The sequence below is a fragment of the Lelliottia sp. RWM.1 genome (assembly GCF_016859735.1).
Lineage (GTDB): Bacteria > Pseudomonadota > Gammaproteobacteria > Enterobacterales > Enterobacteriaceae > Enterobacter.
Genome location: NZ_WLVC01000047.1, coordinates 1 through 18,204, shown reverse-complemented (window position 1 = coordinate 18,204; position 18,204 = coordinate 1). Strand labels below are relative to the sequence as shown.

The window sequence follows — 18,204 nt, the reverse complement described above, 5'->3', positions numbered from 1 at the left end:
ACCGTTGTCGTAACGGCTGGCGCGGCCTTATTAATGGAGTAAACCCAATGCAAACCCAATCACTATCCTCAACGCGGGAGGCTTATCCGCGTCCGTCACCCGTGGAGATCTGGCAGCGCCTCCTGAGCCGCCTGCTGGACCGCCACTACGGTCTGACGCTGAACGACACGCCGTTTGGCAACGATGGCGTGATCCAGGAGCATATCAACGCCGGGCTCTCACTGTGCGACGCCGTGAACTTTATGGTGGAGAAATACGACCTGGTTCGTACGGACCGTCGCGGTTTTAACGCAGAAACACAGTCACCGCTTATCAGGAGCATCGATGTTCTTCTCGCCCGTAAGGCTACCGGGCTGATGATCCGCAGCGGGTATAAAGCCGTTACCGACATCACCACCGGTAAATATCGCGAGGTGCAGCAATGAAGTTATCCCTGACGGCAGAAGCCGATAGCATCAACGTTCTGGCCCTCAATATGGGCCGGAACGCTGTAGATATTGACGGTATTGAACTGGCTGACCTGATCAATGTAGTCTGTGACAACGGTTATTCGCTTCGCGTTGCTGACGCCCCCGGCAAGCTGATTGTTGAAGATCCGCTGCCGCCCCTCGCCCGCGTTAACGGCATTCAGTGCAGCACCGCGCATATCACGGCTGAAGACAATGCTCTGCTGTTTACCCATTCACACCAGCATGAAGACTTTGGCGAGTCGGAATGGATTAGCTATACCGGCTCGGGTTATCTGCTCTACCTGGGCGCATGGTCATTTCCGGTTTTACGCCTCAAACGCCTCGGTCTGTCGAAAGCCTGCCGCCGGTTAGTGGTGACGCTTATCCGTCGCTACGCCGCTGGCATCATTCATCTGGATGCCTTTGGCGAAGTGCTGCCGGGTTTTACCACCTTTGACTGGTAACTCAACATCAATCACCTCAAGGCTTTCTAATGCCAGAATTAACCACTGAAGCCGCTCTCAACATTCTGAAGCGAGATTATCTTCGATAACGACGAAGACAACACCGACTCAGCAGCCCTGTTGCCCTAGATTGAACAGGCATTACAGAACGTTCGCGATCTCCGCCATCTGCAGCTTCTGCAACAGGCCAGAACAAATTAGCCACCGAACCATACTCAACGCACGCGCATAAGCGCCAGTCCTCACCGACTGGCGCTTTGCTTTATATAAGGAAAGAAATGATGTCAGAACTGACTCTCACCGACCCCGAGGTTTTAATCGGTCACACCGACGTGATTTGCTCCACCAGCATTGAGCGTATAGTCACCGGACGTAATGCCGCGATTGCACAGATTGAGACGCTGATACAGCAGCTTGACGATATTTCGACGCTGACCCGTAGTATCGGCGGAAAAACAGCTCTGGACTGGGCTATGAAACAAGATTTCCGTTGCGGCTGCTGGTTGATGGAAAAAAGAGAAGCGGCGATGAAAGCCATCACCTGCAATCTCGATCGCGGCATCTGGCGGGATTTAATGAAGCGCTCCGACATGCTGAGCCTGATGGATGCTCAGGCCCGTGATGAGTGGCACAATAGCCTGGAAAAGGGGGATATTCCGGCCGTAAGCGAAGAAAATATTCTCAACACATTCGAGCAACTGCATCTGAATAAGGGCGAGGTATTTGAACGGGGTGTAATTAACGTCTTCAAAGGACTTAGCTGGGATTTTAAGACGAACAGCCCTTGCAAATTTGGAAGGAAAATCATCGTCAGTGGGCTGGTCAAATGTGACCGGTGGGGATTTGGGCTCAGCTGGGGCTGGCAGCGCGATCGTTTAGCAGACCTGGAGCGCATGCTGATTCTTCTGGATGGGAAGCCCGTACCTGACAACCGCGCTGACGTTACCCGTCGGTTAGGTGATCACATCCATGATGACAGGCACAGCAATCGGTACGAGGATGAAATGTTTGCAATCAAATACTTTCAAAAGGGAACAGCCCATATAACCTTTAAGCGACCAGAGTTGGTCGATAAACTGAATGACATCATCGCCCGGCACTACCCGGGAGCACTGGCAGCGAAATGAAAGGGGAGTGCCCTGTCCGATGCCTTCGCAAGTGAGCCAGCGCAAGCCAGACGGCAATGGCATACTGGATGGCATACCGAAAAGACGTACAAAAGAAAAAGCGCATGTTAATTAATAACATGCGCTCGGAATATGGCGGTGAGGGGGGGATTCGAACCCCCGATACGTTGCCGTATACACACTTTCCAGGCGTGCTCCTTCAGCCACTCGGACACCTCACCATATTGTCATCCCGTTGTTGCCGGGACGGGCGCTAATGTAAGGAAAACCCGAACTCCCGTCAATCAACTTTTTCAGTTAATTAGCGCGTTTAAACAAACTTCAAACAAGATGTTTTTTTAATGTGCTGAAAGCGGTTTTTTTATCAACAACGCGGGCTGAAGATAAATTTGTTATGCTGGCAATCCAGTTGAAAATGAAAATAAAACAGCGCAATGAAAGGCAGGAATGACTATGGATATTATCTTTTATCACCCCACTTTTGATACGGCTTACTGGATTAAGGCACTTTCGACGGCGTTGCCTGGCGCACGTGTTCGCGAGTGGAAGCAGGGGGATAACGAACATGCGGATTACGCGCTGGTCTGGCATCCTCCGGTTGACATGCTACAAGGCCGGGAGCTGAAGGCCGTTTTTGCGCTGGGGGCGGGCGTTGACTCCATTCTGAGTAAGCTCAAGGCTCATCCTGAAATGTTGCCTGAGCGTATTCCGCTTTTCCGCCTGGAAGATACCGGCATGGGCCAACAAATGCAGGAATATGCGGTCAGCCAGGTGCTGCACTGGTTCCGTCGTTTCGATGATTATCAGGCATTAAAACAGCAATCACACTGGGAGCCATTGCCAGATTACCATCGTGAAGATTTCACCATCGGTATTCTGGGGGCTGGCGTTCTGGGGTCAAAAGTGGCTCAGGCGCTGGCTCCATGGGGATTCCCGTTACGGTGCTGGAGCCGCAGCCGCAAAGCCTATCCTGGCGTGCAAAGCTTTGCCGGAACAGAGGAACTGCCTGCGTTCCTGAACGGCACGCGTGTGCTGATTAATCTTTTGCCCAATACAGCGGAAACCGTCGGGATCATTAATGGTGCACTCCTGAACCAACTGGCCGATCAGAGCTATTTGATGAACCTCGCACGCGGTGTTCATGTGGTGGAACCCGATCTGCTAAGTGCGCTGGATAACGGCAAGCTCAAAGGGGCCATGCTGGATGTCTATGGCCGTGAGCCACTGCCTAAGGAAAGCCCTCTGTGGACTCATCCGCGTGTGGCAATGACGCCACATATTGCGGCTGTAACACGTCCGGCAGAAGCGGTTGCTTATATTGCGCATACCATCAGTGAGATGGAGCAAGGTAATGCTGTCACAGGGCACGTCGACAGACAGCGCGGTTACTAAGAGAAACCCGGCGTATGCCGGGTTTTTGCTAATATTCGCCACTGATAACTGCTATCCTTTGGAAAAACCGCAGAGGAGAGAGAGATGTATCCCGTTGACCTGCATATGCACACCGTCGCCAGTACCCACGCGTATAGCACCCTTCATGATTACATCGCGCAAGCAAAGCTCAAAGGCATCAAGCTGTTTGCAATCACCGATCACGGTCCTGATATGGCAGATGCGCCGCACTACTGGCACTTTGTGAATATGCGTATCTGGCCACGTCTTGTCGATGGGGTTGGGATACTGCGTGGCATCGAAGCCAATATTAAAAATACGGACGGCGAAATCGACTGCACTGGCCCGATGCTGACCTCGCTTGACCTGATTATTGCAGGATTTCATGAACCTGTTTTTGCACCGCAGGATAAAGAGACCAACACGAAGGCGATGATTGCCACTATTGCCAGCGGAACTGTGCACATTATTAGTCATCCGGGAAATCCAAAATATCCCATCGATATTCAGGCGGTTGCGCAGGCTGCAGCAAAACATGATGTTGCGCTGGAGATCAATAACTCCTCGTTTGTTCATTCGCGTAAAGGCAGTGAAGCAAACTGTCGTGAAGTGGCTGCTGCGGTGCGTGATGCCGGGGGGTGGGTGGCGCTCGGTTCGGATTCTCATACAGCGTTCACATTGGGCGATTTTAGTGAATGCCTGAAAGTGCTCAATGACGTTGGGTTCCCGGAAGCGCGTATCCTCAACGTTACTCCGCGTCGTATGCTGGATTTCCTGGAGTCTCGCGGCATGGCTCCGATTACTGAATTTGCTGAACTTTAATTGTGTAATGGACTAAAAAAATGAATGAGTTTTCCATCCTTTGCCGCATCCTGGGCACGTTGTATTACCGTCAGCCGCAGGATCCGTTATTGGTTCCCCTGTTTACGTTGATTCGTGAAGGTAAGCTGGCGCAAAACTGGCCACTGGAACAGGATGAGCTGCTGGAGCGTCTACAAAAGAGCTGCGATATGCAGCAGATTTCGACCGATTACAACGCGTTATTCGTGGGAGAGGATTGCCGTGTCGCGCCCTACCGTTCGGCCTGGCAGGAAGGGGCGACAGAAGCAGAGGTGCGGGCTTTTCTCTCTGAACGTGGAATGCCGCTTTCGGATGCCCCCGCCGATCATATTGGTACGCTGCTGTTAGCCGCCTCCTGGATTGAAGATCAGGCTGGAGAAGGTGAGAGTGAAGCTATCGAAACGTTATTTGATGAGTATTTGCTGCCCTGGTGTGGCACGTTCCTCGGCAAAGTTGAAGCACACGCGACCTCACCGTTCTGGAAAACAATGGCGTCTCTCACTCGCGATGCGATTGCAGCAATGTGGGATGATTTACAGGAAGAGAATGAATAGTGACTCATGTCACACAATTAATGCAACGATACATTTCAACTTGCACATAACGTGCTTCTGATCTCATTTATGTAGTGCGTATCTGCTAAGATGCGCGCTATGAACATATTACTTTGTATTGCACTCACAACGGGCATTCTCTCCGGACTTTGGGGATGGGTGGCCGTTTCGCTTGGGCTATTGGGCTGGGCGGGATTTTTGGGCTGCACGGCGTACTTTGCCTGCCCGCAAGGCGGGGTCAAAGGGCTGTTTATCTCTGCGTGTACGATGATGAGTGGCGTCGTTTGGGCGGTCATCATTATGAAAGGAAGCGCATTGGCTCCGCATATTGAGATTCTGGGTTATGTCATGACGGGGATCGTGGCCTTTTTAATGTGTATCCAGGCGAAACATCTGCTGCTTTCGTTTGTGCCCGGAACCTTTATTGGTGCATGTGCGACGTTTGCCGGGCAGGGCGACTGGAAACTTGTCGTGCCATCGCTGATGTTGGGTCTTGTCTTTGGCTACGCAATGAAGAACAGCGGCCTCTGGTTGGCGGCCCGGCGGGACAAGGCGCAAAATATCACCGCAGTGAGAGAATAAAAAAAGGCGAGATATCTATCTCGCCTTTTTTATGCGCTTCCGATCAGGATTCCGGAGGAACCGACATATCGCGGTATTTCACCAGAACCGGGTTTTTCACTTCGGCCTTGTTCTGCAGATCCCACAACCCACGATCGATGCCGTCGTTAATCAGGAAGATAACGCCAGTTTCAATGGCAGACATCAGGCAGAGCATGACCGGCTCGTTAGAGGTGTAGCCAATTTCACCTTCCAGTAAACGCTGGTAGTCAATAAAGCGGAATACCCCAGCCTGCACCTCGTAAGAGAGGATTGTTTTACTGGTATTGACGGATGACAAGACTTCACCCGTACTGACGTTAACCACACGCAGGTTAACGGCTATTTGATCAAGCTGGTATTGTGTATCTGCACCAATACCAAAGTAACGCGCACCGACACCACCTGATTTGACGTTACTCTCATAGCCGATAATCGATCCTTCAATCATCACGTTAGCCGCAGCCAGTGACTGTAAAGGCACGCGGTTATTCATCGCGACAGTGCCATTCTCCTGAGCGGCACGAATGATTTTACGTTCGTTCAGCAGGTTTTGCAGTCCCTGGCGTTCAAGAGGAATAAACCAGCGAGAGTCCTTGAGTGCAGTGACCAGCATGGCCGTGGCGCTTTGAGGTACAGCGGTCGAGAAGTTACTCGCCGGATACGGTTTAAACTGACCCGTTTCATCCTGAATGTTGTAAACCGAGACGAATATCTTACCGGTAGGCATCGGCAGATGTGTTAAATCACGATAACTTTGGGCCCGAGGCATTAATGTAGGTTTTGCAGCTTCTTTTGGGGGAGCAGTTAAACAACCGCTCAATAAGCACACTGCAACTAATATCAGGAAGCGCTGCATGATCGTTGTCCTTATTTTGATGTTGTCTAGAAATTGGTGGAATCGTTTTGCAGACCGGACACCTGGATGGTGGATGTCTTCCCGGTTTTGCGGTCTGTAACGTTCAACTGAAGCTGCCCATCCTTGTTCGCAATATCCACGATAAAGTCGTTAGTCACCATACGTCCGGGTTTGCCCGTATTAATGTTGGTCAACAACCCGCCGAGAATCTGTGATTGAATAGCCTGGGTAAAGTTATCCAGCGCCGAGGGCGTTTCAATACCAAAGTCGCTGTTAGAACTTGGATCTTTATAGGAGTTTTGTGCCTGGGCTTCGTTCAGCATGAAAGCCCCGTTATTTGGGTTACCGCCAAAGTTAGGGTTACGGAACTGGAACGTCATATTTCCGCCCCAGCTTAATGGTGTGATCAGCATTAACGAAATAACTGCATGTGCAATACGCATGACAGCCTCCGGATATTAGGGTCGCTAGAACTCGTCTTTTGCTAAATCGCCAGTGCTTAATAGCACTTTGTCTATTTGCAGGCGATTAATAGCTTCTTCGGTTTGTGCCAGGGCTAAGGCTACGTTTTTATCGAAGTCTATTTTCGTAGGGAATAAAAAAGTCTGGTAAATAACATCCTGATTGGCTGTTATTGTTATCCAGCTTCCCCAACGTGCACTGGGCCGTTCGTTGATTGTTAAGTTACCAGGGTAAGTGCTGTCCCATTTATCGCTGAATGCCCGATAAAAATTGTGGCCGGTAGATGAGACAGTGTGGTCCGTTAACAATCCGGGAATTTCCACTTCAACTGCGTGTAGGTTCCCGGCTGCGAGCAGAAAGCCCGCTGCGACAATCCAACTCAACTTGCGTTTCATGGTGTTAACGCCTGAGGTTATCGTTTGCCCATGAAACCGCCTGAGTTCGGTTTTTAACAGCTATCTTCTTGAAAAGATTATAAAGGTGCGTCTTAACCGTATTTTCGCTGATAAATAACGAACGGGCGATTTCAATATTTGAAGCACCGATGCGCAACTTGTTCAGGATCTCTTTTTCACGGTGTGTCAGCAACGCAGACTCTGAACTGTTGTAGCGATAATTTCCGGAGTGCGTGATGAGGTAGCTGGCAAGTTTTTGTGAAAAGTAACACTCTCCACGTAATATGCCTTGCAATCCTTCTACGACCCGTGTCTCTTCTTCAGTGACGTAGAAGACGCCATTGATATGCGGCCAGCTCTCAATGTCTCTATAAGGATATTCATCAGGAGTATTCAATAATAGCACGCGGATATTATTGTTTTTCCTGCTTAAGTTATCTTGCCAGTAATGGATAAGCTTTTTATCAGCTTCCATCATATCGAGAAGAATTATGCTGCCAGGTGCAATGTCATCAAAAGAACGTTGAATATTATGCAATTTCCCGTTCAATGATAATGATTGCTTTAAATGTTGTAATAAAGCTGTCGCCTGTAAAGATGGCTTTGTGATCAACAGTAATGTATGACCATGTAAACTATGGACTTCATTATACATGATGAAACCCCACTTTTTTATGACACCTGGCAGCTGTCACCTGAATAAACATCAGGAGACACCAGAAGTACTGACAGATGTTGCACTGCTGTGTGTAGAATCAGACCAGAACCTCCACGGGGAGGTAAATATAAAACAAATTTCTTACATCTGATTTCAATCTAGCTATTACGAACTTTAAAGCAAGTGTTAAACATGTAACGGAATGTAAAAATCAATATTAATTTGTGAAAATCGACCTTTATAAATGTTCTTGTTTGATAGGAAAGTTGTACATGTTAATAACAGTGCACACATTTCAAAAATCATACAAATATTTATAGTGTGATGATTTTTATTGTTATTTTTTATTTTCAGTTAACTTTGTAAAGGTATGAGTTTGGAAAAAAACCTAAGCCATAGACTGACGAAGAAAACCACTTAAGAAAACATGCCTCGTGTCACGCCCTGAGTGAAATGTCATCCAGATGCAGGCTTAAGCCTTGAAATGGAAAGGCTGGACAGCACCTTAGCGAGTCGTACAACCTCGTCATTAAAAAAAATCAAAAAAAACTAACCTGCGCTGATTACAGCAATTTTTTGCATTAATTAATACTTTGAGGTGAAACGAGGAATAAAAATAAGTCTCGCGGGTGAGATATTTAAAATGTTTCGATAGACATACTCTTCATCGTAACGCAGCGTTAACAAAAAACGAGTCGCGTTAACACGAGGTCACGGTTTCACGGTTATTTTTTTTATTTATAACCAGGTCCAGGGTGACAACATGAAGAACACATCGTTATGCATGATGTTTACATTACTGGGTGCGCCTGGCTTTGTAATTGCGGCAAGTTCGGATTTGGCAAATGCTGAATACAACTTCGCGATTAATGAATTAAGTCGATCTTCATTAAATCAGGCAGCCATTATTGGTCAGCAGGGCGTGAATAATAACGCCATGGTTCGTCAGGACGGTTCTAAATTATTGTCCGTTGTCTCCCAGGATGGGGTAGGCAATAGAGCGAAAGTTGATCAATCAGGGACTTATAACTTTGCATATATCGCTCAGAGTGGAAGTTCGAATGATGCGAGTATTTCGCAAGGTGCATATGGTAATACTGCGATGATTATTCAAAAAGGGTCGGGTAACAGAGCAAGTATTACGCAGTACGGTACGCAGAAAACCGCAGTTGTAGTGCAGAAACAGTCGCAAATGGCAATCCGCGTTATTCAACGTTAGTTATTAGCGGCGACTTTAATCAATCCGATGGGGGTTTTACCATGAAATTTATCAAAGTGGCAGCACTTGCAGCAATCGTAGTTTCTGGTAGTGCTATGGCTGGTCTTATTGACCAAAGCAGTTCACTGGGCTGGGGTCACGGTGGTAATAATAGCGGCCCGAACTCAACTCTGAGCATTTACCAATACGGTGGTGGTAACTCAGCTGTCGCCTTGCAGTCAGATGCTCGAAATTCAAGCCTGACTATTAAACAGAGTGGTGGCGGTAACGGTGCTGATGTCGGACAGGGTTCTGATGACAGTAGCATTAGCCTGACTCAGCATGGTTTTGGCAACAGCGCAACACTTGACCAGTGGAATGGCAAAAACTCTACTATGACAGTTAGCCAGTACGGTGGTGGTAACGGTGCTGCGGTTGACCAGACTGCTTCCAACTCAACTGTGACTGTTCACCAGGTTGGTTTTGGCAACCACGCGACAGCTCATCAGTATTAATACCGAAATCTGTGCTACAAAAAAACAGGGCATATGCCCTGTTTTTTTTCGGGAGTTCATCATGCATACCTTACTACTCCTTGCGGCGCTCTCCAGTCAGATCACCTTCAAAACCTCGCAGCAAGGAAATATGACGACGATTATTCCGCAGGTAACGCTGACGGAACCCTGCGAGTGTCAGGTGCATATCCTTTCTACGCGACAAGGGCAGGGGGGGCAAAGTACTTCGCAGCAACAAAACACCCTCTCTATACCTGCTAATCAGACGATTGATTTAATGAGACTGAGTTTAAATATAGACACGGGTGACGCGGTGAACATTACCGTCACCGTCTCTGATGGGAAGCAACTTCACTTATCACAGCAATGGTCACCCCCTTCAAGCTGACGCACAAAAACCATTCACTAAATCAATGCGTTGAGTGGGATGGCAGAGTGGCAGGGAGTCACTATGATGATATCAGGCGCTGAAGAAAAGTATGGCTAAGCGCCTCATTCTGAGTCTGTCATAAGGGAGTTTTGATTCTCCCAGGGAAGATTTTCATAGAGGAGTCTATCTAATGACCATCTCCACCGCTCAACTGATCTCCGGCTTTGGCCTGGTAGTGTCTACAGTCTTAACCCCTGCTTTTTCTGCAACCGTCGTTGATGGGGGCGTTATTCATTTTCGTGGAGCGATAGTGGCTAATCCCTGCGAAATATCCCCGCAACATCATAAGATTGAAATTTCATGCCCCGAAAATAAGGGCATGCAAACGCGCATGATAAAGTATGAAGATGTGCTGAATGGGCGCGGTGCAAATCCCGATGTGGCCACGGTAAGTATGAGATATCTTGACCCTGAAAAATCGCTCGCTATCGTACAAATTCAATATCGATAATCCCTCACTCTTCCGCCAATCGGCGGAAGAGCTTTTCACGCAATAGTTTTTTCTCAACATCGTCTCTGCGATACACTTAAGAAAAAGGCGGCTCGCAGAGGGTGTTTATGAAACCGCAAATTGAAATTATTCATGGTGATATTACGACGCAAAACGTCGACGTAGTGGTCAATGCCGCAAACCCATCATTAATGGGGGGCGGTGGTGTTGATGGCGCTATCCATCGTGCTGCCGGACCGCAATTACTTGAGGCCTGCAAGATTGTTCGTCAGCAACAGGGCGAGTGTCCACCGGGGCATGCTGTTATTACCATCGCGGGTAATCTTCCGGCGAAAGCGGTTATTCATACGGTGGGGCCGGTATGGCATGGCGGGGATCATCATGAGGCCCGTATTCTGGAGGATGCTTATCGTAATTGCCTGCGTCTTGCCGCAGACAATGGTTATCAGACTATGGCATTTCCGGCTATTAGCACAGGTGTATATGGCTATCCAAAAGCGGCGGCTGCGGCGATAGCCGTTGATACCGTGTACCGATATCTCTCGCTCAAACCCATGCCTGAGAAGGTTTTCTTTGTCTGCTATGACGAGGAAACGACCCAGCTCTATCGACAACGTCTTACTGAACGTGAACAGGAGTTTGGTGCGTAAAAGTTGCCGCGGCGCAAAAATTACGCCGCGACAGTGATCAAGCTTTGGTCTGCGGTTTACCTGAGAACAGGAAGCGTAGCAGAGGGATGCGCAGATGAATTTCGTACATGACAAGCGCGAGGCCAATCACAAACACCAGTCCGGTGAAAAACCCCAGCGTGTTAGAGGCGATGTGCGGTGTGATATACGCCCCGAAGAAAAGCGTTAACGGGTGATGCACCAGATAAATAAACAGCGACGCGTTGACGAAATAAGTCACCCGGCTTGATTTGAAATTCAAAAGTCGATGGCCGAGGGCGAATACCACATTGACCATCCATAGCCCCAGCAGCATCGTAATCACACTTTCTGTTTCATACATCCAGGCATCACCACTCCCGTAACGTTGATTGAGCAGATAAGCGGTAAATGCCAGTACGGCCCCGACGGCACACCATGGCGAAGGGGTTGTAAAGAGCGCTTTGAGCTTAGGATAGACAAACGCCATAGCCCCAATCATAAAGAACGGGATATAGAACAGTGACTGCATTACCACGAAATTAAACAACCCATCACTGAGTATGGGGGGATAGACGATAAAGATTATTCGTCTCACTGCGGCGTAAGACACACCCAGCAACAAAAAGAGCAGGGATAATCTGCCAAAGGTAACGTCGGCGAAAAACCGGTCAGTTTTATCGCTCAGGTGGCGGCGTAGGCGGCTGAAAATCCACAGGCTGACTGTTGTTAACACGACCAAAACCAGCAGGAACCAGAGGTGGGAAACCAGTTCCCAGACCAGCGTGTTGTATTTTTCATACAACGAAAGATTCTGCCAGTTCTCCGCTTTGCCTTTGACATACTGCAGCATGATGAACTGAGGCAACGTTAACAAAGGAATCGCTGTCAGCATGGGAATACCCACGCGCTCAACACGCACTTTCCACCAGCGTTTCAGCGGATAGCGCAGGAAAAGCATGTAGGAGAAATAGCCTGATATGACAAAAAATACCTGCATGCGGAAGGCATGGATAAAATCATTGAACAGCGTGAGCCACAAAGAGGGCTCCTGGCTATTCACGTGCCAGGTATGACTTGAGTAAATCAAAGAAATGTGAAAAGGGATCCCCAACAGCATCAGCCATGCCCGGATCGAGTCGAGGAAATATTCACGTTGCGCAGGTACAGCTGCAGATATAGTGCTCATATAACGTTGTGCATTCTCAGACTTTTCGCCTTATCCCTAAGACTCATAATGGTTACATTCGAAAGCAACCCTACACCAAGACCGATATCCTGTCTCCAGGATAAGCACGCAAAGTGAAAAGTGGGTTCTATCACTTGCTTAATCCATGAGCCAGCGGCTAAACAAAGCGGCGATATTGTTGTCGGATTACCTGGATTTCCATTAAAATGGATCGGATCGATATAAGCACACAAAGGGGGAAGTGCTTACTTATTATGAAACATAAACCACAAATGATGAAAATGCGTTGGTTGGGTGCGGCAGTGGTGTTGTCCCTGTATACCTCATCGGCCTGGTCTTTTAACATCGACGATGTCGCAAAACAGGCAAAATCGATGGCCGGCAAGAGCTATGAAGCGCCGAAAAGTAACCTGCCCTCCGTTTTCCGCGACATGAAATACGCGGACTATCAAAAGATCCAGTTCAATCACGACAAAGCGTACTGGAACAATATAAAAACCCCGTTCAAGCTCGAATTTTATCATCAGGGCATGTACTTCGACTCACCCGTGGCCATCAATGAAGTGACGGCAAACGCAGTGCGTAAAATCAAGTACAGCCCGGATTACTTCAATTTTGGCAATGTGCAGCACGACAAAGACACGGTTAAAGATCTTGGTTTCGCGGGCTTTAAAGTCCTTTACCCGATCAACAGCAAAGATAAGAACGACGAAATTGTCAGCATGCTCGGTGCAAGCTATTTCCGTGTGATTGGCGCAGGCCAGGTGTACGGACTTTCAGCGCGCGGCTTAGCCATTGATACCGCACTGCCGTCTGGCGAAGAGTTCCCGCGTTTTCGTGAATTCTGGATTGAACGTCCAAAACCTGCGGATAAACGTCTGACGATTTATGCACTGCTGGATTCACCGCGTGCGACAGGGGCTTACCGCTTTGTCATTATGCCTGGTCGCGATACGGTCGTAGACGTGCAGTCGAAAGTTTACCTGCGAGACAAAGTGGGCAAACTTGGCGTTGCGCCATTAACCAGTATGTTCCTGTTTGGGCCGAACCAGCCGTCACCGGCGACCAACTTCCGTCCTGAACTGCATGACTCAAACGGCCTGTCCATCCATGCTGGCAACGGCGAGTGGATTTGGCGTCCACTGAACAACCCGAAACATCTGGCAGTAAGCAGCTTTGCAATGGAAAACCCACAAGGGTTCGGTCTGTTGCAGCGTGGCCGTCAATTCTCCCGCTTTGAAGACCTGGACGATCGTTACGACCTTCGCCCAAGTGCATGGGTCACGCCGAAAGGTGACTGGGGCAAAGGGAAGGTCGAACTGGTTGAAATTCCAACAAACGATGAAACCAATGACAACATCGTGGCTTACTGGACGCCGGATCAGCTTCCTGATGCGGGTAAAGAGATGAATTTCAAATACACCATCACCTTTAGCCGCGACGAAGACAAACTGCATGCGCCGGACAATGCCTATGTCATGCAAACGCGTCGTTCTACAGGCGACGTGAAACAGTCAAATCTTATCCGTCAGCCTGATGGCACGCTTGCGTTTGTGGTGGATTTTGCAGGTCAGGACATGAAAAAACTGGCTCCTGATACAGCCGTGACTGCCCAAACCAGCATTGGCGATAACGGTGAAATTGTTGAGAACACCGTACGCTATAACCCGGTGACGAAAGGGTGGCGTTTAACCCTGCGCGTGAAAGTGAAAGATCCGAAACAGACCACTGAAATGCGCGCTGCGCTGGTCAGCGACGATCAGCCGCTGAGTGAAACCTGGAGCTATCAGCTACCTGCCAATGAATAATACAACTGAATATATTGATGCCATGCCGCTGACCGATACCGAAAAAGCGGCACTGCCTAAGAGCAACATCCTCGCGGTACACACCGCGTTGGATGGTGAACATCATCAGTTTACGCGTGATGATGATACTCCGCTCGGGTCAGTAAAAGCGCGTCTGGAGCAAGCGTGGCCAGACTCGTTGGCGGAAGGGCAACTGATCAAAGATGATGAAGGCCGTGATCAGCTTCAGGCGATGCCTAAAGCAACGCGGTCATCAATGTTTCCAGATCCGTGGCGTACCAACCCGGTTGGGCGTTTCTGGGATCGTTTGCGTGGGCGTGAAGTGGCGCCGCGTTATTTGTCCAGACTGACAAAAGAGCAGCAGGCGTCTGAGCAGAAATGGCGAACCGTTGGCACAATTCGCCGCTATACCTTGCTGGTATTGACCCTTGCACAAACGGTCGTTGCAACCTGGTACATGAAGACCATTCTGCCTTATCAAGGCTGGGCGCTGATCAACCCTGCTGATATGACAGGTCAGGATCTGTGGGTCTCCTTTATGCAGTTGCTGCCGTATATATTGCAAAGCGGCATCCTGTTGTTGTTCGCTGTCCTGTTCTGTTGGGTATCGGCTGGCTTCTGGACGGCACTCATGGGCTTCCTGCAATTGCTGATGGGGCGGGATAAGTACAGTATTTCGGCGTCGACGGTGGGGGACGAACCTCTCAACCCTGAACACCGAACCGCGCTGATTATGCCTATCTGTAATGAAGATGTGGATCGCGTATTCGCGGGGTTACGTGCGACCTGGGAGTCCGTTAAGGCGACCGGTAACGCCGAGCATTTCGACGTTTACATTCTGAGCGACAGCTACAATCCAGACATTTGCGTTGCTGAGCAAAAAGCCTGGATGGAATTGATTGCCGAAGTGCAGGGCGAAGGGCAGATTTTCTACCGTCGTCGCCGTCGTCGTGTGAAGCGTAAGAGCGGCAACATTGATGACTTCTGCCGTCGCTGGGGCAATCAGTATAGCTACATGGTCGTGCTGGATGCTGACTCAGTGATGACAGGCGAGTGCCTGACCGGCCTGGTTCGTCTGATGGAAGCCAACCCGAATGCGGGTATTATTCAGTCGTCGCCTAAAGCATCCGGTATGGACACGCTCTATGCACGTTGCCAGCAGTTTGCAACGCGTGTATACGGACCGTTGTTCACTGCAGGCTTGCATTTCTGGCAACTGGGTGAATCGCACTACTGGGGGCACAACGCGATTATCCGCGTGAAACCGTTCATTGAGCACTGTGCGCTTGCGCCACTGCCCGGTGAAGGGTCGTTTGCGGGTTCGATCCTGTCGCACGACTTCGTGGAAGCAGCGTTGATGCGTCGTGCAGGCTGGGGCGTCTGGATTGCCTATGACTTGCCCGGCTCGTATGAAGAACTGCCACCGAACTTGCTGGATGAACTCAAGCGTGACCGCCGCTGGTGTCACGGAAACCTGATGAACTTCCGTCTGTTCCTCGTAAAAGGAATGCACCCGGTTCACCGTGCCGTGTTCCTGACAGGGGTGATGTCATACCTTTCAGCGCCATTGTGGTTTATGTTCCTCGCGCTTTCTACCGCCTTGCAGGTGGTTCATGCTCTGACGGAACCGCAGTATTTCCTGCAACCACGTCAGTTGTTCCCGGTGTGGCCACAGTGGCGTCCGGAACTGGCGATCGCGCTGTTTGCGTCAACGATGGTGCTACTGTTCTTGCCTAAACTGCTCAGTATCATCTTGATCTGGTGCAAAGGCTCGAAAGAGTATGGTGGCTTCTGCCGCGTGACGCTTTCATTGCTGCTTGAAGTGCTGTTCTCTGTGCTGCTTGCGCCTGTCCGTATGTTGTTCCATACCGTATTTGTGGTGAGTGCATTCCTGGGCTGGGAAGTGGTGTGGAACTCTCCACAGCGTGACGACGACTCCACTCCATGGAGTGAAGCTTTTATGCGTCATGGTTCCCAGTTATTGCTGGGGCTGGTGTGGGCAGTGGGTATGGCCTGGCTGGATCTGCGCTTCTTGTTCTGGCTAGCCCCGATTGTCTTCTCCCTGATCTTGTCGCCATTTGTGTCGGTGATCTCCAGTCGGTCTACAATGGGTTTGCGTACCAAACGCTGGAAGCTGTTCCTGATCCCGGAAGAGTATTCTCCGCCACAGGTGCTGGTGGATACCGATAAGTATCTGGCACTCAACCGTGCGCGCTCGCTGGATGATGGTTTCCTCCATGCGGTATTCCACCCATCGTTTAATGCCCTCGCAACCGCCATGGCAACAGCTCGTCACCGTGCGAGCAAGGTGCTGGAAATTGCCCGTGATCGTCATGTTGAGCAAGCGCTGAATGAGACACCTGAAAAACTCAATCGTGACCGTCGTCTGGTCCTGTTGAGCGATCCAGTGACGATGTCTCGTCTGCACTACCGGGTGTGGTCAGCCCCTGAGAAATATTCGTCCTGGGTAAGCTACTACGAGGCACTTAAGCTCAATCCGTTGGCGCTGAAGTCGAAATAAGCCGAGCAACAACATAAAAATACCGGCCATCTGGCCGGTATTTTTTTCACGAGGTTTTCACATGAGAATACTCATCGTCATGCTGATGGCGTGTTTACTGACGGGGTGCGGCAGCATAATCAGTCGCACTATCCCAGGGCAAGGCCACGGAAATCAATATTACCCAGGCGTTAAGTGGGATGTCCGCGATTCGGCATGGCGCTACCTGACTGTACTCGACTTACCGTTTTCATTGGTGTTCGACACGTTGTTGTTACCCATCGATGCCCAGCACGGTCCGTACGAATAAACGTCGCTTAACGCTCGTCCCATTCATCCGCCGCGGTTTGTCCCTCTTCGGTGTCCAGAGGAGGTTCAAGCTGGAACTCTCCTTCATCCCATTCATGCAGGGTATTCTCTTCGAGCCACTCCTGTCGTAGCTCGATTTCATCATAATCACCGTCGAAGACTGCCTGAGCACCTTCACCGCTCAATATTGGCAAACAATCGCCTTCTTCACCTTCTTCCGCGTAGAACTCGGCTTGCCACATAATATCGCCGTCCTGCAGCACATATTTTTGAATATTGAGTTGCTGCACGTCAGCATCTTCTTCCTCAATACCAGGGTTGTCGGCAAGGAATTCTTCACGAGCGGCATCAATAGCTTCTTCCAGCGTACTATAGAATACATATTCTTTATCGGACATAATGAGTTCCTCAATGATTATGTTTATCAAATGTATAGGTGCATGAATGCGAACTGTCAAAGCCTACATTTATAGTAGGGTATCGAGCTTACAGCAGGTTGATGCTTTTGGCTTAGATCGCCAGATTAGTACAGTATTAGACTTCCTCGAAAACGCTAAACTGCCCACCGAATTAGGGTATCAACTTGATCCAAGCAATTACGAAGTACTGGAAAGTGATAAAGGTCTGTCAGGGTACAAAGGGCATAACTTTACCAAAGGTTCTTTAGGTCAGTTTAAGCGGCGTGTAGAGGCAGGGGAGATAACTGAAGGTTGCTTGCTAATCGAGTCTGTAGACCGCTTTTCACGTAAGCAAGGCTACGATGCTATCGATGAGTTTACTTTTTTAATCAAACGTAACATTGATATTGTAGAGGTTGAGACTGGACAAATTTACAGCTACAAACTCGACCACAAGTTAACCGCATTATCCACCAGTATCGAACGTGCTCACCAGGAATCGAAAAGAAAAGCCCGTATCAGTAAAAAATCATGGAACAGACGAAAAGAAGAATCATTGTCTACGGGTGTTGCTCTTAACAACAATACACCTGACTGGCTTTCTCTCAGCCACGATAAAAAGTCATATGAGATTGACCCTCAGAAGTTACAAACGATAACCAAAATTTTTGAGTGGTATAGTGATGGCTATGGTGTGACAGAAATCGTGAATCGGCTTAATGGGGAAGGCGATAGATACAATGGCAGAGGGTGGAACACGGTCACAGTCTATAACAAGTTGAGGGATCGCCGCCTTAATGGGTATCTAATCGGCAAGTACTCAACCATCCCGAAGAAAGAAAATGAAAGTACCAGTGACGCTGAAAAGCGAATCTTGGGAAATATGAATCGCCACAGATAATCTAGACACTTCCGAGCCGCTGATAATATTGTTTTTCGTATTCAGTTGGTGGCATATG

22 protein-coding genes, 1 tRNA gene and 1 pseudogene are annotated in these 18,204 nt (G+C 49.2%); 17 read left to right on the top strand and 7 right to left on the bottom strand.

Features of this window, described 5'->3' with window-relative positions; all coding sequences use genetic code 11:
* The first annotated feature begins 47 nt into the window (after positions 1-47).
* The 4 genes and pseudogenes from GF617_RS22650 to GF617_RS22635 all read left to right on the top strand — a co-directional run bounded on the left by GF617_RS22650 (position 48) and on the right by GF617_RS22635 (position 2,040).
* The gene (locus tag GF617_RS22650) at positions 48-425 is read left to right on the top strand and encodes a TA system toxin CbtA family protein (RefSeq protein ID WP_007374437.1); all 378 of its coding nucleotides are present in this window, start codon (positions 48-50) and stop codon (positions 423-425) included.
* Positions 422-913 carry a DUF5983 family protein gene (locus GF617_RS22645; RefSeq protein ID WP_007374438.1) on the top strand — a complete coding sequence of 164 codons (492 nt, stop codon included), beginning with the start codon at positions 422-424 and terminating at the stop codon, positions 911-913. Before GF617_RS22650 ends, GF617_RS22645 begins: the two co-directional genes overlap by 4 nt.
* A gap of 69 nt (positions 914-982) precedes the next feature.
* A pseudogene (locus GF617_RS22640) lies at positions 983-1,114 on the top strand (hypothetical protein); the annotation flags it as partial.
* Between the two features lie 80 nt (positions 1,115-1,194).
* Complete coding sequence (locus tag GF617_RS22635; protein WP_007374439.1) at positions 1,195-2,040, top strand: DUF4942 domain-containing protein; 846 nt, start codon at positions 1,195-1,197, stop codon at positions 2,038-2,040.
* Positions 2,041-2,173: 133 nt separating this feature from the next.
* Here GF617_RS22635 and GF617_RS22630 read toward each other — a convergent pair.
* Positions 2,174-2,261 (bottom strand) — tRNA-Ser (locus tag GF617_RS22630).
* Positions 2,262-2,493: 232 nt separating this feature from the next.
* On the opposite strand from GF617_RS22630, the gene ghrA reads away from it, so the two are divergent.
* The 4 genes from ghrA to GF617_RS22610 all read left to right on the top strand — a co-directional run bounded on the left by ghrA (position 2,494) and on the right by GF617_RS22610 (position 5,408).
* The gene (gene ghrA, locus GF617_RS22625) at positions 2,494-3,432 is read left to right on the top strand and encodes a glyoxylate/hydroxypyruvate reductase GhrA (RefSeq protein WP_203452490.1); all 939 of its coding nucleotides are present in this window, start codon (positions 2,494-2,496) and stop codon (positions 3,430-3,432) included.
* 84 nt (positions 3,433-3,516) lie between these two features.
* The gene (locus GF617_RS22620) at positions 3,517-4,254 is read left to right on the top strand and encodes a phosphatase (protein ID WP_203452489.1); all 738 of its coding nucleotides are present in this window, start codon (positions 3,517-3,519) and stop codon (positions 4,252-4,254) included.
* A 20-nt stretch (positions 4,255-4,274) separates the two neighbouring features.
* Positions 4,275-4,826, top strand: coding sequence for a molecular chaperone (locus GF617_RS22615; RefSeq protein ID WP_203452488.1), 552 nt, complete (start codon positions 4,275-4,277; stop codon positions 4,824-4,826).
* Positions 4,827-4,925: 99 nt separating this feature from the next.
* Positions 4,926-5,408, top strand: coding sequence for a DUF1097 domain-containing protein (locus GF617_RS22610; RefSeq protein WP_203452487.1), 483 nt, complete (start codon positions 4,926-4,928; stop codon positions 5,406-5,408).
* Positions 5,409-5,451: 43 nt separating this feature from the next.
* On the opposite strand, the gene csgG is transcribed toward GF617_RS22610, so the two are convergent.
* The 4 genes from csgG to csgD are packed head-to-tail and all read right to left on the bottom strand — an operon-like array spanning position 5,452 to position 7,797.
* Positions 5,452-6,285 (bottom strand): curli production assembly/transport protein CsgG, encoded by an 834-nt coding sequence (csgG, locus tag GF617_RS22605; protein ID WP_181623020.1) that lies wholly within the window; start codon positions 6,283-6,285, stop codon positions 5,452-5,454.
* Between the two features lie 26 nt (positions 6,286-6,311).
* Positions 6,312-6,728 carry a curli production assembly/transport protein CsgF gene (gene csgF, locus GF617_RS22600; RefSeq protein ID WP_181623021.1) on the bottom strand — a complete coding sequence of 139 codons (417 nt, stop codon included), beginning with the start codon at positions 6,726-6,728 and terminating at the stop codon, positions 6,312-6,314.
* A 24-nt stretch (positions 6,729-6,752) separates the two neighbouring features.
* Positions 6,753-7,142 (bottom strand): curli production assembly/transport protein CsgE, encoded by a 390-nt coding sequence (csgE, locus tag GF617_RS22595; protein WP_203452486.1) that lies wholly within the window; start codon positions 7,140-7,142, stop codon positions 6,753-6,755.
* A gap of 4 nt (positions 7,143-7,146) precedes the next feature.
* Positions 7,147-7,797 (bottom strand): biofilm master transcriptional regulator CsgD, encoded by a 651-nt coding sequence (csgD, locus tag GF617_RS22590; RefSeq protein ID WP_181623023.1) that lies wholly within the window; start codon positions 7,795-7,797, stop codon positions 7,147-7,149.
* 766 nt (positions 7,798-8,563) lie between these two features.
* Here csgD and csgB point away from each other — a divergent pair.
* The 5 genes from csgB (at position 8,564) to ymdB (ending at position 11,044) form a co-directional block, all read left to right on the top strand.
* Positions 8,564-9,019: a curli minor subunit CsgB gene (csgB, locus tag GF617_RS22585; RefSeq protein ID WP_181623024.1), complete on the top strand. Its 456-nt coding sequence runs from the start codon at positions 8,564-8,566 to the stop codon at positions 9,017-9,019.
* Positions 9,020-9,060: 41 nt separating this feature from the next.
* Entirely contained in the window at positions 9,061-9,513 is a 453-nt protein-coding gene (gene csgA, locus GF617_RS22580; RefSeq protein WP_181623025.1) for a curli major subunit CsgA, read from the top strand.
* A gap of 61 nt (positions 9,514-9,574) precedes the next feature.
* The gene (gene csgC / locus GF617_RS22575; protein ID WP_181623026.1) at positions 9,575-9,901 is read left to right on the top strand and encodes a curli assembly chaperone CsgC; all 327 of its coding nucleotides are present in this window, start codon (positions 9,575-9,577) and stop codon (positions 9,899-9,901) included.
* Positions 9,902-10,073: 172 nt separating this feature from the next.
* The gene (locus tag GF617_RS22570) at positions 10,074-10,394 is read left to right on the top strand and encodes a type 1 fimbrial protein (protein WP_181623027.1); all 321 of its coding nucleotides are present in this window, start codon (positions 10,074-10,076) and stop codon (positions 10,392-10,394) included.
* Between the two features lie 107 nt (positions 10,395-10,501).
* Positions 10,502-11,044 (top strand): O-acetyl-ADP-ribose deacetylase, encoded by a 543-nt coding sequence (gene ymdB, locus GF617_RS22565; protein WP_181623028.1) that lies wholly within the window; start codon positions 10,502-10,504, stop codon positions 11,042-11,044.
* A 37-nt stretch (positions 11,045-11,081) separates the two neighbouring features.
* Here the strand turns inward: ymdB and mdoC are convergent, their stop codons facing one another.
* Positions 11,082-12,230, bottom strand: coding sequence for a glucans biosynthesis protein MdoC (gene mdoC / locus GF617_RS22560; RefSeq protein ID WP_203452485.1), 1,149 nt, complete (start codon positions 12,228-12,230; stop codon positions 11,082-11,084).
* A 272-nt stretch (positions 12,231-12,502) separates the two neighbouring features.
* Between mdoC and mdoG the strand changes: the two genes are divergently transcribed.
* The 3 genes from mdoG (at position 12,503) to GF617_RS22545 (ending at position 16,848) form a co-directional block, all read left to right on the top strand.
* Entirely contained in the window at positions 12,503-14,038 is a 1,536-nt protein-coding gene (gene mdoG, locus GF617_RS22555) for a glucans biosynthesis protein MdoG (RefSeq protein ID WP_203452492.1), read from the top strand.
* Entirely contained in the window at positions 14,031-16,559 is a 2,529-nt protein-coding gene (gene mdoH / locus GF617_RS22550) for a glucans biosynthesis glucosyltransferase MdoH (RefSeq protein ID WP_181623030.1), read from the top strand. The genes mdoG and mdoH overlap by 8 nt, the downstream gene beginning before the upstream one ends.
* 61 nt (positions 16,560-16,620) lie before the next feature.
* Positions 16,621-16,848: a YceK/YidQ family lipoprotein gene (locus tag GF617_RS22545; RefSeq protein ID WP_181623031.1), complete on the top strand. Its 228-nt coding sequence runs from the start codon at positions 16,621-16,623 to the stop codon at positions 16,846-16,848.
* Between the two features lie 7 nt (positions 16,849-16,855).
* Here the strand turns inward: GF617_RS22545 and GF617_RS22540 are convergent, their stop codons facing one another.
* Positions 16,856-17,245: a MysB family protein gene (locus tag GF617_RS22540; RefSeq protein WP_203452484.1), complete on the bottom strand. Its 390-nt coding sequence runs from the start codon at positions 17,243-17,245 to the stop codon at positions 16,856-16,858.
* Between the two features lie 46 nt (positions 17,246-17,291).
* Here GF617_RS22540 and GF617_RS22535 point away from each other — a divergent pair, with 46 nt between their 5' ends.
* Entirely contained in the window at positions 17,292-18,146 is an 855-nt protein-coding gene (locus tag GF617_RS22535; protein ID WP_203452483.1) for a recombinase family protein, read from the top strand.
* The last annotated feature ends 58 nt before the right edge of the window (positions 18,147-18,204 follow it).

Bases quoted from the DNA above. Each gene is read 5' to 3' on its own strand.
- GF617_RS22620 (WP_203452489.1), top strand. From the start codon at position 3,517: ATGTATCCCGTTGACCTGCATATGCACACCGTCGCCAGTACCCACGCG.
- csgC (WP_181623026.1), top strand. From the start codon at position 9,575: ATGCATACCTTACTACTCCTTGCGGCGCTCTCCAGTCAGATCACCTTC.
- GF617_RS22650 (WP_007374437.1), top strand. From the start codon at position 48: ATGCAAACCCAATCACTATCCTCAACGCGGGAGGCTTATCCGCGTCCG.
- csgE (WP_203452486.1), bottom strand. From the start codon at position 7,142: ATGAAACGCAAGTTGAGTTGGATTGTCGCAGCGGGCTTTCTGCTCGCA.
- csgD (WP_181623023.1), bottom strand. From the start codon at position 7,797: ATGTATAATGAAGTCCATAGTTTACATGGTCATACATTACTGTTGATC.
- GF617_RS22570 (WP_181623027.1), top strand. From the start codon at position 10,074: ATGACCATCTCCACCGCTCAACTGATCTCCGGCTTTGGCCTGGTAGTG.
- GF617_RS22610 (WP_203452487.1), top strand. From the start codon at position 4,926: ATGAACATATTACTTTGTATTGCACTCACAACGGGCATTCTCTCCGGA.
- mdoH (WP_181623030.1), top strand. From the start codon at position 14,031: ATGAATAATACAACTGAATATATTGATGCCATGCCGCTGACCGATACC.
- GF617_RS22635 (WP_007374439.1), top strand. From the start codon at position 1,195: ATGTCAGAACTGACTCTCACCGACCCCGAGGTTTTAATCGGTCACACC.
- GF617_RS22615 (WP_203452488.1), top strand. From the start codon at position 4,275: ATGAATGAGTTTTCCATCCTTTGCCGCATCCTGGGCACGTTGTATTAC.
- GF617_RS22540 (WP_203452484.1), bottom strand. From the start codon at position 17,245: ATGTCCGATAAAGAATATGTATTCTATAGTACGCTGGAAGAAGCTATT.
- ymdB (WP_181623028.1), top strand. From the start codon at position 10,502: ATGAAACCGCAAATTGAAATTATTCATGGTGATATTACGACGCAAAAC.
- csgF (WP_181623021.1), bottom strand. From the start codon at position 6,728: ATGCGTATTGCACATGCAGTTATTTCGTTAATGCTGATCACACCATTA.
- csgB (WP_181623024.1), top strand. From the start codon at position 8,564: ATGAAGAACACATCGTTATGCATGATGTTTACATTACTGGGTGCGCCT.
- GF617_RS22545 (WP_181623031.1), top strand. From the start codon at position 16,621: ATGAGAATACTCATCGTCATGCTGATGGCGTGTTTACTGACGGGGTGC.
- GF617_RS22535 (WP_203452483.1), top strand. From the start codon at position 17,292: ATGCGAACTGTCAAAGCCTACATTTATAGTAGGGTATCGAGCTTACAG.
- csgG (WP_181623020.1), bottom strand. From the start codon at position 6,285: ATGCAGCGCTTCCTGATATTAGTTGCAGTGTGCTTATTGAGCGGTTGT.
- ghrA (WP_203452490.1), top strand. From the start codon at position 2,494: ATGGATATTATCTTTTATCACCCCACTTTTGATACGGCTTACTGGATT.
- mdoC (WP_203452485.1), bottom strand. From the start codon at position 12,230: ATGAGCACTATATCTGCAGCTGTACCTGCGCAACGTGAATATTTCCTC.
- GF617_RS22645 (WP_007374438.1), top strand. From the start codon at position 422: ATGAAGTTATCCCTGACGGCAGAAGCCGATAGCATCAACGTTCTGGCC.
- csgA (WP_181623025.1), top strand. From the start codon at position 9,061: ATGAAATTTATCAAAGTGGCAGCACTTGCAGCAATCGTAGTTTCTGGT.
- mdoG (WP_203452492.1), top strand. From the start codon at position 12,503: ATGATGAAAATGCGTTGGTTGGGTGCGGCAGTGGTGTTGTCCCTGTAT.